This window comes from Modestobacter sp. NPDC049651 (assembly GCF_040659695.1).
Taxonomy (GTDB): domain Bacteria; phylum Actinomycetota; class Actinomycetes; order Mycobacteriales; family Geodermatophilaceae; genus Modestobacter.
Genome location: NZ_JBFAOG010000006.1, coordinates 43,188 through 55,215, shown reverse-complemented (window position 1 = coordinate 55,215; position 12,028 = coordinate 43,188). Strand labels below are relative to the sequence as shown.

The 12,028-nt window shown below is 75.0% G+C and carries 12 protein-coding genes and 2 tRNA genes; 6 read left to right on the top strand and 8 right to left on the bottom strand.

Translation table 11 applies throughout. The features are described from left to right. Positions 1-58: 58 nt before the first annotated feature. The 4 genes from AB0J00_RS10680 to AB0J00_RS10665 all read right to left on the bottom strand — a co-directional run bounded on the left by AB0J00_RS10680 (position 59) and on the right by AB0J00_RS10665 (position 3,214). Positions 59-688 (bottom strand): ATP-dependent Clp protease proteolytic subunit, encoded by a 630-nt coding sequence (locus AB0J00_RS10680; RefSeq protein ID WP_357743874.1) that lies wholly within the window; start codon positions 686-688, stop codon positions 59-61. 2 nt (positions 689-690) lie between these two features. Further along, complete coding sequence (locus AB0J00_RS10675; RefSeq protein WP_357744301.1) at positions 691-1,281, bottom strand: ATP-dependent Clp protease proteolytic subunit; 591 nt, start codon at positions 1,279-1,281, stop codon at positions 691-693. 323 nt (positions 1,282-1,604) lie between these two features. Then, positions 1,605-2,990 carry a trigger factor gene (tig, locus tag AB0J00_RS10670; protein WP_357743872.1) on the bottom strand — a complete coding sequence of 462 codons (1,386 nt, stop codon included), beginning with the start codon at positions 2,988-2,990 and terminating at the stop codon, positions 1,605-1,607. 150 nt (positions 2,991-3,140) lie between these two features. Further along, a tRNA-Pro gene (locus tag AB0J00_RS10665) sits at positions 3,141-3,214 on the bottom strand. Between the two features lie 122 nt (positions 3,215-3,336). Between AB0J00_RS10665 and AB0J00_RS10660 the strand changes: the two genes are divergently transcribed. Beyond that, positions 3,337-3,410, top strand: a tRNA-Gly gene (locus AB0J00_RS10660). 9 nt (positions 3,411-3,419) lie between these two features. On the opposite strand, the gene AB0J00_RS10655 is transcribed toward AB0J00_RS10660, so the two are convergent. Genes AB0J00_RS10655 through AB0J00_RS10645 form a run of 3 tightly spaced genes read right to left on the bottom strand, consistent with a single transcriptional unit; the run spans position 3,420 to position 5,312 of the window. Next, on the bottom strand, positions 3,420-3,827 hold the full coding sequence (locus AB0J00_RS10655) for a hypothetical protein (protein WP_357743870.1): 408 nt from the start codon (positions 3,825-3,827) through the stop codon (positions 3,420-3,422). 49 nt (positions 3,828-3,876) lie between these two features. Beyond that, complete coding sequence (locus AB0J00_RS10650) at positions 3,877-4,275, bottom strand: VOC family protein (protein ID WP_357743868.1); 399 nt, start codon at positions 4,273-4,275, stop codon at positions 3,877-3,879. Between the two features lie 29 nt (positions 4,276-4,304). After that, positions 4,305-5,312 (bottom strand): sigma-70 family RNA polymerase sigma factor, encoded by a 1,008-nt coding sequence (locus tag AB0J00_RS10645; protein WP_357743866.1) that lies wholly within the window; start codon positions 5,310-5,312, stop codon positions 4,305-4,307. 216 nt (positions 5,313-5,528) lie between these two features. Here AB0J00_RS10645 and AB0J00_RS10640 point away from each other — a divergent pair, with 216 nt between their 5' ends. The 4 genes from AB0J00_RS10640 (at position 5,529) to AB0J00_RS10625 (ending at position 11,217) form a co-directional block, all read left to right on the top strand. Then, the gene (locus tag AB0J00_RS10640; protein WP_357743864.1) at positions 5,529-6,827 is read left to right on the top strand and encodes a sensor domain-containing protein; all 1,299 of its coding nucleotides are present in this window, start codon (positions 5,529-5,531) and stop codon (positions 6,825-6,827) included. Beyond that, positions 6,818-7,477 (top strand): response regulator transcription factor, encoded by a 660-nt coding sequence (locus AB0J00_RS10635; RefSeq protein WP_357743862.1) that lies wholly within the window; start codon positions 6,818-6,820, stop codon positions 7,475-7,477. The genes AB0J00_RS10640 and AB0J00_RS10635 overlap by 10 nt, the downstream gene beginning before the upstream one ends. A 180-nt stretch (positions 7,478-7,657) precedes the next feature. Next, positions 7,658-9,859, top strand: a complete 2,202-nt coding sequence (locus tag AB0J00_RS10630) for an MMPL family transporter (protein ID WP_357743860.1) — start codon at positions 7,658-7,660, stop codon at positions 9,857-9,859. 113 nt (positions 9,860-9,972) lie between these two features. Continuing rightward, positions 9,973-11,217, top strand: coding sequence for a GNAT family N-acetyltransferase (locus tag AB0J00_RS10625; protein WP_357743858.1), 1,245 nt, complete (start codon positions 9,973-9,975; stop codon positions 11,215-11,217). 49 nt (positions 11,218-11,266) lie between these two features. On the opposite strand, the gene AB0J00_RS10620 is transcribed toward AB0J00_RS10625, so the two are convergent. After that, entirely contained in the window at positions 11,267-11,752 is a 486-nt protein-coding gene (locus tag AB0J00_RS10620; protein ID WP_357743856.1) for a ribose-5-phosphate isomerase, read from the bottom strand. Positions 11,753-11,789: 37 nt separating this feature from the next. On the opposite strand from AB0J00_RS10620, the gene AB0J00_RS10615 reads away from it, so the two are divergent. Continuing rightward, positions 11,790-11,966: a hypothetical protein gene (locus AB0J00_RS10615; protein ID WP_357743854.1), complete on the top strand. Its 177-nt coding sequence runs from the start codon at positions 11,790-11,792 to the stop codon at positions 11,964-11,966. Positions 11,967-12,028: the final 62 nt, after the last annotated feature.

Below are 12,028 nucleotides of genomic sequence, written 5' to 3'. Positions count from 1 at the left end.
ACGGTACGGGCCGGGAGCGCGACACGCGCGGCCCCGGCCCGCACCGATCTGCCGTGGATCAGGCAGGCAGCGCGTTGAGCTTGCGGCTCGCGATGACCTGGTCGACGATCCCGTACTCCTTGGCCTGCTCGGCCGTGAGGATCTTGTCCCGGTCGATGTCCTTGCGGATCTGCTCCTCGGTCTGCCCGGTGTGCCGCGCCAGGATGTGCTCCATCTGCTCGCGGACCCGCTGGATCTCGGCGGCGTGGATCTCCAGGTCGGTGACCTGGCCGCCGGCCTCGCCGGAGGGCTGGTGGATCAGCACCCGGGAGTAGGGCAGCGCCAGCCGCTTGCCCGGCGTCCCGGCCGCCAGCAGCACGGCGGCCGCGGAGGCGGCCTGGCCCATGCAGACGGTCTGGATGTCGGGGCGGACGAACATCATCGTGTCGTAGATCGCCGTCAGCGCGGTGAACGAGCCGCCGGGCGAGTTGATGTACATCGTGATGTCGCGGTCCGGGTCGGCGGACTCCAGCGTGATGAGCTGCGCCATCACGTCGTTGGCCGACGCGTCGTCGACCTGCACCCCGAGGAAGATGATGCGCTCCTCGAAGAGCTTGTTGTAGGGGTTGCTCTCCTTCATGCCGTAGCTCGTGCGCTCCACGAAGGAGGGCAGGATGTAGCGGCTCGAAGGCATCTGGACGTTGCTCATGGTCACTTCTCCGGTCCGTCGGTGACCGGGTTGTCGACCTCGGTCATGGTGTCCGCGCGGGTGACGACGTGGTCGACGAACCCGTACTCCAGCGCCTCGGCGGCGGTGAACCAGCGGTCGCGGTCGGAGTCCTCGTTGATGCGCTCGATCGGCTGCCCGGTGTGGAACGCCTGCAGCTCGTTGAGCTCGCGCTTGGTGCGGCGGAAGAGGTCGGCCTGGATCTGGATGTCCGACGCGGTGCCACCGACACCGGCGGACGGCTGGTGCATCATGATCCGCGCGTGCGGCAGGGCGTAGCGCTTGCCCTTGGCGCCGGCGGTGAGCAGGAACTGGCCCATCGAGGCGGCCAGGCCCATGCCGTAGGTGGCGACGTCGCAGTCGATGAACTGCATCGTGTCGTAGATCGCCATGCCCGCGGTCACCGAGCCGCCGGGCGAGTTGATGTACAGGTGGATGTCGCGCTTGGGGTCCTCGGCCGACAGCAGCAGCATCTGCGCGGCCAGCTGGTTGGCGATCACGTCGTCGACCTGGCTGCCGAGGAAGATGATCCGCTCGCGCAGCAGGCGCTCGTAGACCGAGTCGTTGAGGTTCATGCCCCCGGCTGCCGCGCGCAGCACAGGCGCGCTCGCCGAGGTGTCGAAGCTGCTCACGGGTGTGGTGACCTCCGTAGGACTGCAGGGCAGTCGATGTCGTGGAACGGGTGGGCCGGTGGTCGTCGGACGGTCAGGGACTCCCCGGCCGGGGTGGCCGGTGCTGTCGCTGACCGCCTGTCACGACGACCCTAACGCGCACCCCCGACCGCTTCCTCCCCGTCGGGGCCGGTGTTCGCCGTGGGCGCAGCGGGACCCGGGAGGACCCCGGGAACGACAGCGCCGCCCGCACCCGGGGAGGGTGCGGGCGGCGCTGGAGGACCGGATCAGGCCTGGTCGGTCACCGTCTCGTCAGCCGGCTCGTCGTCGTCGACGTCCGCCGCCTGGACCGTCTGCGGCCGGCCGGCCTCCAGGTCGACGGTGTTGCCCGAGGCGTCCTTGATCGTGGTCTGCTCGAGCAGCTGGGCCAGCGCCTTGGTGCGGCGCACGTCGGCGACGAAGTCGGCGATGTTGCCCTGCTGCTGCAGCTGCTGGGCCAGCTGCTCCGGGCTCACCCGGTTGCGCTGGGCCTGCGCCATGATCTGCGCGGACAGGTCCTCGTTGTCGACGGTGACCTCGCGGGCGTCCGCGACGGCGTCCAGCAGGAACTGGGTCTTGATCGCCTTCTGGACGTTCTCCTTGAGCTCGGCGTCGTAGGCCTCGCGGCCCTCGATCCCGGCCGCCTGGAAGTAGTCGTCCCAGCCCATGCCGGCCTGGAGCAGCTCGCGCTCCATCGACTGGCCGCGCCACTCGACCTCGCGCTCGACCACGTTCTCCGGCACCGGGATCTCGGTGGCCTCGAGCAGATGGTCGACCAGCTTGTCGCGGGCCTCGGCGCCCTGCTGCAGCACCTTGACGCGGCCGAGCCGGGTGCGGACGTCGGCCCGCAGCTCGTCGAGGGTGTCGAACTCGCTGGCGATCGAGGCGAACTCGTCGTCCAGCTCGGGCAGCTCCTTGGCCTTGACCGAGCGGACGGTCACGGTGACCTCGGCGTCGCGGCCGGCGTGCTCACCGTTCAGCAGCGGGGTGCTGAAGGTCTTGGACTCGTCGACCGGCAGCCCGCGGACGGCGTCGTCGAGGCCCTCCATCAGGCCACCGGAGCCGACCTCGTAGGACATGCCGGTGGTGGAGCCGTCCTCCAGCACCTCGCCGTCGAGCGTGGCCTGCAGGTCGATGGAGACGTAGTCGCCGTCCGCGGCGGGGCGGTCGACCGCGGAGAGGGTCGCGAAGCGCTCACGCATGACCGACACCTGCTGGTCGATCTCCTCGTCCGGGACCTCGACGTCGTCGACGGTCACGGTGAGGTCCTCGAGCGGGGGCAGCGTGAGCTCGGGCGCGACGTCGACCTCGGCGGTGAAGGCCAGCAGCTCGCCGTCCTCGAGGCGGGTGATCTCCACCTCGGGCTGGCTGATGACGCGCAGCTGCTTCTCCCGGGCGACCTCGGAGTAGATCTCCGGGATCGCGTGCTGGACGGCCTGGTCGAGCACGATCGGACGGCCGATCCGCTGGTCGAGGACCCGGTTCGGCACCTTGCCCGGGCGGAAGCCGGGGACGCGCACCTGGTTCTGCAGGTCCTTGTAGACCACCCCGAAGGCGTGGTCGAGGTCGCTCCACGGCACCTCGATCGCGAGCCGGACCCGGGTCGGGCCCAGGTTCTCGATGGTGCTCTTCACAGCGCAGCGCTCCTCTTGGTCAGGACAGACTCGTGGACCCGGCGCCTCGTCGACGCCGCAGCTCCTCCCGAGTCTAGAGACGGGGCGGGACGATCGGCGTGGCGGGATGTGAGCCCACGTGGCACCCGCGACGGTCGCGGGACTGGACGGTCGGGGTGGCGGGATTTGAACCCACGGCCCCCCGCTCCCAAAGCGGGTGCGCTACCAAGCTGCGCCACACCCCGTGGCGCAGCGAGTCTAGGCGGTCGGTCGCGGGACCGGCTCCACCGGCGGGACCGCGGCTGCGCGCGCCCGGCTGCTGGCGGCGGGCTGAGCCGGGAACCGGCTACGCTTCGGGGCGCACCACGCGGGTGTAGCTCAATGGCAGAGCCCCAGCCTTCCAAGCTGGCCATGCCGGTTCGATCCCGGTCACCCGCTCCACCGGGCCGCTCAGCGGTCCCGCCGCCGGCGGACGAACGCGAGCCCCGACCAGGTCGCGTCCACCGCGCAGACCTTGACGTCGACCAGCCCGGCGTCGAGGCCGAACTCCCGCACCCGCTCGTCGGTGAGGTCGGTGGCCACGCCCGAGCTCCGCTTCGGCCAGCACACCCAGAGCCGACCGGCGGTCCCGAGCACAGGGGGCAGCAGCGGCCAGCGGGCGCGCAGCCGGGCGGCGTCCGGGGCGACGAGCACGACCACGTCGTAGGGGCCACGACCGCGGCGCCGGTGCAGCGTCGCCCCGGCGGGCAGCGGACCCAGGTCGGGCCCGCCCGGTCCGCTGTCGAGCAGGACGAGGCCACCGGGCCGGATGCCGAGCTTGGCCGGCAGCGGGGTGCCGGGGCGGGCCGTCTCCGTCACCGGGCCACCCTGGCCCAGCGCGGACGCGGGGGGAAGCCGTCCCCGCGGCTCACTCCTCGATGACGCTGAAGACGTTGCCGGCCGGGTCGGTGAACCAGGCGATGAGCGGGCCGCCGGCGCGCATCACGCCCTTCTCGTCGGTGGGCGGCTGGTCGTAGTGCAGGAACTGCACGCCGCGCGCGGCCAGCGCGTCGACCGCGGCGTCGACGTCGGGCACCGGGAAGTTGAGCACCGTGTACGTGGCCGCGGTGTGCTGGGCGCCCTTGGCGTAGACCAGCACGTCCCGGCCGCCGGCCAGGTGCAGCCACACGATGCCGGCCATCGGCGCCGGCGAGGTCCGCAGGCCCAGCACCTCCTCGTAGAAGGTGCGGGCCGCGTCCAGGTCGTCGACCGAGAAGCCGGTGAACGCTGCGCTGGTGGTGAGCGGGGACGTCGTCGTCTGGGTCATGCAGCTCCGACCGCCGGCGCCCCTGGAACTCATCGCTCCGGGGTGGGGTGCCGCGGCAGGCCGAACAGGTCGAACAGCCGCGGCCCGAGGAACGCCGTCATCCGCACGATCCGGCCCTCGCGCATCTCCAGCGCGTGCACCGCCCACGGCTCGAACTCCCCGCCCGGGCCGCTGGCCCGCCACTGCGCGAACGCCGGGTTCCCGTTGACCTCCAGCGGCACCACGTGCGACCCCCGGCAGTCGGCGCCGGGCCCGAGGAACCAGGCGCCGATGTCGGCGGCGCTGCGCAGCCACATGGCGTAGGGCGGCATGTCCATCACCGCGTCCTCGTGGAGCAGCTGCACCAGCTCCGCCACGTCGTACCGGCGGAACGCGTCGAGGTAGCGCTCGAGCAGCTCGGCGTGCTCGGCGGCCAGCGCCGGCGCCTCCGGCTCCGGGTCGGCGTGGTGCGCGGCGAGGGTGGCCCGGGCGCGCTGGAGGGCGCTGTTCACCGCGGCGACCGACGTCTCGAGCAGCCCGGCGACCTCGTCGGCCTTCCAGCGCAGCACGTCGCGCAGGATCAGCACGGCCCGCTGGCGCGGCGGCAGGAACTGGAGCGCGGCGACGAACGCCAGCCGCACCGACTCCCGCTGCACGGCCAGGTCGGCCGGGTCGCCGCCGACGGGCAGCACCTGCCGGTCCAGCGCGGGCTCCACCCACGCGCCCTCCGGCAGCACACCGGCCAGCGACGTCTCGACCGGCGCGTACGGCTCGGCCGACAGGTCGACCGGCAGCGCCCGCCGCTTCCGGCCGTCGAGCTGGTCGAGGCACACGTTGGTGGCGATCCGGTACAGCCAGGAGCGCAGCGCGCCCGGGCCCTGCAGCTTGTCCAGCGACCGCCAGGCCCGCACCATCGTGTCCTGCACCGCGTCCTCGGCGTCGAACGACGACCCGAGCATCCGGTAGCAGTAGCCGGTGAGCTCGCGGCGGTGCTCGGCGAGCCGGGGCTCGAGGTCGACCGCGGCAGCGGGGCCGGTGGTCTCCAGCACGTCGGTCATCGGACCGTCCTCCTCGATCGGGGTGCGGCGATCGTGCCGCAGGTCACCGACAGTCCGGAAGGGCGCGCCCTCCGGGTGAGCGGTGCTGGACACCGCCCCGGGCGTGCCGGGACGATCCGCGGTGACATGGACGTGCAGAGGTCGGGCCAGCCCGACACCGGATCCGCCAGGCAGCGGGCTGGGGCGGCGGGGGTCGCCGACCGCAGGCTCGGGAGCATGACCGACACCCTCGTCCCCGCCGGGCCGCTGCCGGCCGTGCGCCGCCGCGGCCGGCTCCGCCACCTCGGTCTGGACACCGCGTACGTGCTGGCCGGCTTCCCGATCGCGCTGGTCTCCTTCGTGCTCGTCGTCGTCGGGCTGGCGCTCGGCGTCTCGCTGGCGGTCATCTGGATCGGCGTCCCGACGCTGGTCGGCACCCTGCTCCTGGCCCGTGGCTTCGCGGCGCTGGAGCGCCGGCGGCTGCCGTCGGTGCTCGACCGCCCGGTCCCGCGGCCGGTCTACCGGCGGGCGGAGCCCGGCGCCTCCGTCGTCCGCCGGCTCCTGGTGCCGCTGCGCGACCCGCAGAGCTGGCTCGACGCCCTGCACGCACTCCTGCACCTGGTCGTGTCGGTGGTCGCCTGGTCGGTCGTCGTCACCTGGTGGGCGGGCACGCTGGGCGGGCTCCTGTGGTCGGCCTGGGGCTGGTCGCTGCCCGACGGCCCGGACGACCAGGACCTCCCCGAGCTGCTGGGCCTGTCCGACGGGTACGGGGTCCGGGTCGTGTTCTACCTGGCCGCCGGGCTGGTCCTCGCCCTCACCCTGCCGTTCGTCGTCCGCGGGATGGCCCTGCTGGAGGCCCAGCTGGGCCGGGCGCTGCTGACCTCCCGCGCCGCGACCCAGCTGGAGCTGGGGCGGCTGAGCGAGGGCCGGGACGCCGCCGTGGCCGCCGAGGCCGTGGCGCTGCGCCGGCTGGAGCGCGACATCCACGACGGTCCGCAGCAGCGGCTGGTGCGGCTGAGCATGGACCTGCACCGCGCCCAGCGGCTGGTCGACAGCGACCCGGCCGCCGCCCGCGCGACGCTCGTGGAGGCCGCGACCCAGACCCGGGAGACGCTGGAGGAGCTGCGCGCCCTGTCGCGCGGCATCGCCCCGCCGGTCCTCGCCGACCGGGGCCTGGCCGCCGCGCTCGCCGCCGTCGCCGCCCGCTCCCCCGTGCCGGTCGAGCTCGCCGTCGACCTGCCCACCGGCGAGCGGCTGCCCTCGGCCGTGGAGAACAGCGCCTACTTCCTGGTCAGCGAGGCGCTGGCCAACGTCGCCAAGCACAGCGACGCGGCCGTCGTCCGGGTCGAGGTGGCCCGCGCCGGCGACCGGCTGCGGGTCGAGGTGGAGGACGACGGCCAGGGCGGCGCGGTGCTCGCCCCGGGGCACGGCCTGGCGGGGCTGGCCGACCGGCTGTTCGCCGTCGACGGCGTGCTGGCCGTCGACAGCCCGCGCGGCGGACCCACCCGGCTGGTCGGGGAGCTGCCGTGCCGGTGACCCCCCGCCGCGTCGTCCTCGCCGAGGACTCCGTGCTGCTCCGCGAGGGGCTGATCCGGCTGCTCGGCGAGGCCGGCGCCGAAGTGGTGGCCGCGGTCGCCGACGGCCCGTCGCTTGTCCGGGCGGTGGTCGAGCACCGCCCGGACGTCGCCGTCGTCGACGTCCGGATGCCGCCCACGCACACCGACGAGGGCCTGCGCGCGGCCGTCGAGGCCCGCCGCGCCGTCCCGGACACCGCGGTGCTGGTGCTCTCCCAGTACGTCGAGGTCGCCTACGCCGACGAGCTGCTCGCCGACGGCGCGGGCGGGGTCGGCTACCTGCTCAAGGACCGGGTCGCCCAGGTCGAGCAGTTCCTCTCCGCCCTGGACGACGTGGTCGGCGGCGGCACCGTGCTCGACCCGCAGGTGGTGGCGCAGCTGTTCGCCCGGCGCCGGCGGGACGACCCGGTGCGGTCGCTGTCGCCGCGGGAGCGGGAGGTGCTCGGGCTGATCGCCGAGGGCCACTCGAACACCGCGATCGCCCGGCAGCTGGTGGTCACCCCCGGCGCCGTGGAGAAGCACACCCAGCACATCTTCGCCAAGCTCGGGCTCGCCCCTGACGAGGACCAGCACCGCCGGGTGCTGGCCACCCTGGCCTACCTCCGCGGCTGACGACGGACCCCGTCCTCCTCATCCCTCGCACGCTCGGGACGAGCCTCTGGACGGGCCCGGGGTCGGGCCAGCCCGACCCCGGGGCGGCCGGGCAGCGGCAATGACCGGGCCGCGCGCAGCCGAGAGCCTCGATCCGGCGCCCGATCCGCGGCGCACCGGAGTTCCCTGAGAGGCCGTCCCGTGACCGCTCCCGTGCTCGACCCGCTGCCCGAAGCCCCGCCCCGCCCACGCCCCGGCGCCGTGGTCGCCATCGCCCGCTGGTGCGCGGAGCACCGCTGGACGGTCGTCTCGCTGTGGCTGGCCGCCGTCGTCGCCGCCGTCCTGGTCGGCGGGCTGACCGGCACCCGCACCCTCTCCGACGGGCAGGAGGGCAGCGGGGAGTCCGGCCGCGCCGACGCCGTCCTGGCGGACGCCGGCTTCCCGGACCCGCGGGTGGAGCAGGTGCTGGTGCAGACCCGGGACGGCGCCCCGGTCGGGCCCGCCGGGCAGCAGGCGGCCGCGGACGTCGCGACCGCCGTCGGGGGCCTGACCGGCGTGGCCGCCGTGGGCGACCCGGTGGCCTCGGCGGACGGGACGGCGCTGCTGGTGCCGGTCACCCTCGACGTCGGGGACCGCACCGGCACCGCCGCCGACGACGCGGCCGAGGCCGCCGTCGGCCCGGTGCTCGCCGCCGTCGCGGACGTGCAGGACCGGCACCCCGGCCTGCGGGTGGTCGAGTCGGGCGAGAGCTCGATCGACCGGGAGGTCGGCTCGCAGCTGGACCGGGACTTCCAGCGCGCCGAGTTCCTCAGCCTGCCGGTGACCCTGCTGGTGCTGCTGGTCGCCTTCGGCGCGCTGCTGGCCGCCGGCGTGCCGGTGCTGCTCGGGCTCACCGCCGTCGGCGGGGCCCTCGGCCTGGTGGCGCTGACCTCGCAGTTCGCGCCGGTCGACGAGAGCACCTCCAGCGTCGTGCTGCTGATCGGCATGGCGGTCGGCGTCGACTACGCGCTGTTCTACGTCCGCCGGGCCCGCGAGGAGCGCCGGCACGGTGCCGGCACCCGGCGCGCGGTCGAGCTGGCCGCGGCCACCTCGGGGCGGGCGGTGCTCACCTCGGGCTTCGCCGTCGCGGTCGCGATGGCCGGCATGTACCTGGCCGGCAGCCCGGTGTTCACCTCGTTCGCGACCGGCACCATCCTCGTCGTCGCCGTCTCGGTGCTCGGCTCGCTGACGGTGCTGCCGGCGACCCTGGCGCTGCTCGGCCGCGGCATCGAGCGGCCCCGGCTGCCGCTGCTGGGCCGGCTGGTCGGGCGCTCGGACGACAGCCGCATCTGGACGGCGGTCGCCCACCGGGTGCTCGCCCGCCCGGGGCTGTCCCTGGCGCTGGGCGCGGCCGTGCTGCTGGGGCTCGCCGTCCCGGCGCTGGGCATGCACACGGCCAACCCGGGCATCGGGTCGCTGCCGCGCACCGACGTCGTCCGCGCCTACGAGCAGACCGCCGCGGCGTTCCCGCAGGAGGGCAGCACCGACGAGGTGGTGCTGTGGCGCGAGGACGGCGGCCGGCTGGACGCCCCGGCGGTGCGGGCGGCCGCGGCCGACCTGGTCTCCCGGGTGCCGGGGCAGCAGCCGACCGAGGTGGAGCTCAACCCCGCCGGCACGGTGGCCCGGGTGTCGCTGGCCAGCCCCGAGCAGGCGGGCAGCGACGCCGCCGCCCGGTCGCTGGCGCACCTGCGCACCGACCTGGTGCCGGCCACCGTGGGCGGGCTGCCCGGCGTGACCGCGGCGGTCACCGGCAGCACCGCCGGCGACGCGGACTTCAGCGCCACGATGTCCGCACGGCTGCCCGTGGTGATCGGCTTCGTGCTGGCGCTCACCGTCGTCGTGCTGACCGTGGCGTTCCGCTCGCTGGCGGTCGCCCTGCTCGCCGCGGGGCTCACCCTGCTGTCGGTCGGCGCCGCCTACGGCGTGCTGGTGCTGGTGTTCCAGTGGACCTGGGCCGAGGGCCTGCTGGGCTTCACCTCGACCGGCACGGTCATCTCCTGGCTGCCGCTGTTCCTCTTCGTCGTGCTGTTCGGGCTGTCGATGGACTACCACGTGTTCGTCGTGTCCCGGGTGCGCGAGCGGGCCCAGGCCGGGCTGCCGCTGCGGCAGGCGGTCGCCTCGGGCGTCTCCCGGTCGGCCGGGGTGGTCACCAGCGCGGCGGTGGTGATGGTGGCGGTGTTCAGCATCTTCGCGACGCTGTCGATGCTGGAGTTCAAGCAGCTGGGCGTGGGCCTGGCGGTCGCCGTCCTGATCGACGCCACGCTGGTGCGCGGCGTGCTGCTGCCGGCCGCGATGGGCGTGCTCGGCGAGCGCACCTGGTGGCTGCCCCGCTGGCTCCGGTGGCTGCCCGAGCCCCGGCACTGACCGCCCCGCCGACCGGCCCCGGCCCGCACGGCCCGGGGCCGGTCGGCCGTCGGCGGCGGAGGCCGGCACAACCCGTTGGCGGCCCGTCGGTGCCGGCCGGTAGACAGGGGCCCGTGGCCGACCTCGAGCACCAGCTGCGTCCGATCACCGCCGACGAGTGGCCGCGGTTCGTCCGCGCGATGCGCACCACCTTCGGTGAGGCGCACGACGGTCCGTTCATGGACACCCCGGCGCCCGTCGCCGAGCTCGACCGGTCGCTGGCCCTGCTCGACGGCGAGCGGGTCGCGGCGACGTCCGGCATCTACAGCCTGGACATGACCGTCCCCGGCGGCGCCACCGTGCCGACGGCGGGCGTCACCTGGGTGACCGTCTCCCCCACCCACCGCCGCCGCGGCGTGCTCACCTCGATCATGCGGCGCCAGCTGGACGAGGTGCGCGCCGCCGGCCGCGAGCCGGTGGCCGCGCTGTGGGCCGCCGAGGGCGCGATCTACGGGCGGTTCGGCTACGCGCCGGCCACCCGGCGCGGCGGCTGGTCCGGGGAGACCGCCCGGCTCCGGCTGCGCCCGGACGTCGACTGCGGCACCGGCACCGTGCGGCTGGCCGAGCCCGCGGAGTTCCGGGCCGCCGCCGCGCCGCTGCACGACCGGCTGCGCCGTGAGGTGCCCGGCAGCATGGCCCGGGGCGAGGGCTGGTGGGACCGCTGGCTGATGGACCGCCCGGAGGACCGCGCCGGCAGCCCCCCGCTGCAGCACGCGCTGCACGTCGAGGCCGACGGCACGGTCAGCGGCTACGCGCTGTACCGGGTGCGGGCGTCGTGGAGCGCGTCCGGCGACCCGGAGGGGACGCTGACCGTGCGCGAGGCGCGGGCGGCGAGCCCGGCGGCGTACGCCGCGCTGTGGCGGTTCCTGCTCGGCCACGACCTGGTGCGCACGATCGAGGCGCCCGACGCCTCCGCCGACGAGCCGCTGCAGCACCTGCTCGCCGACCCCCGCGCCTGGCACGCGTCCCCGGTCGACGCGCTGTGGGTGCGGCTGGTCGACGTCGGCGCCGCGCTGTCCGCCCGCCGGTACCCGGCGCGGATCGACCTGGTGTTCGAGGTGCGCGACCGGTTCTGCGACTGGAACGACGGCCGCTGGCACGTCTGGGGCCACCCCGCCGGTGCTTACAGCGACCGCACCGACCGCGACCCCGACCTGGTCATCGACATCGAGGCGCTGTCGGCTGCCTACCTCGGCGGGGTGTCGCTGGCCGCGCTGCAGGCCGCCGGCCGGGTCACCGAGATCAGCCCCGGAGCCGTCACCGCGGCGGCCACGGCCTTCACCTGGCCGACCGCACCCTGGTGCCCCGACCACTTCTGAGCCCGGTCGCCGGCGCCGGGACCCGTCCCGGTCCCGGCGCCGGCGACCGTCACGGGGTGTGGGTGGGCAGCCCGCCGGCCGGGCGGTGCCGGTCGCGTTCGTAGTCGGTGAGCATCCCGATCCGGCGCACGTGCCGCTCCTCGCCGCTGAACGGCGTCCGGAGGAAGGCCAGCACCAGCTCGGTGGCCTCCTCGATGCTGTGCTGCCGGCCACCCACGGAGACGACGTTGGCGTCGTTGTGCTGGCGGGCGAGCTCGGCGGTCTCGGTGTTCCACACCAGCGCGGCGCGCACGCCCGGGACCTTGTTCGCGGCGATCTGCTCGCCGTTGCCGGAGCCGCCGATGACGACGCCGAGAGTGCCCGGCTCGGAGACGACCCGCTCGCCCACGGCGAAGCAGAACGGCGGGTAGTCGTCCTGGGCGTCGTACTCGTAGGCGCCGCAGTCGACGGGCTCGTGGCCCGCGTCGGCGAGCACCTGGAGCAGGTGGGCCTTCAGATCCAGACCGGCGTGGTCGGTGCCGAGGAAGACGCGCATGGGGGCAGTCTCCCAAACGGCCTGGGCGGCTGCCCGGGTGGCGGTGCTCAGGATCGACGCCCTCGCCACCGCCGCCGCGGGGCTGCCGGTCGTCGACGCGGTCGATGCCTGCGCGGTCGCGTGGTCGGCGTCCCGGGTGGCTGCCGGGGGTGCGCGGTGCGTGGGCGACGGGGTCGTCGACGCACGCGGGCGGCCGATGCGCACCTGCTGGTGAACGCGTGTCCTGGATCGCTGGTCAGGGACCGGTCGTGCGTGATCCACTGGAGGGGCGTCTCT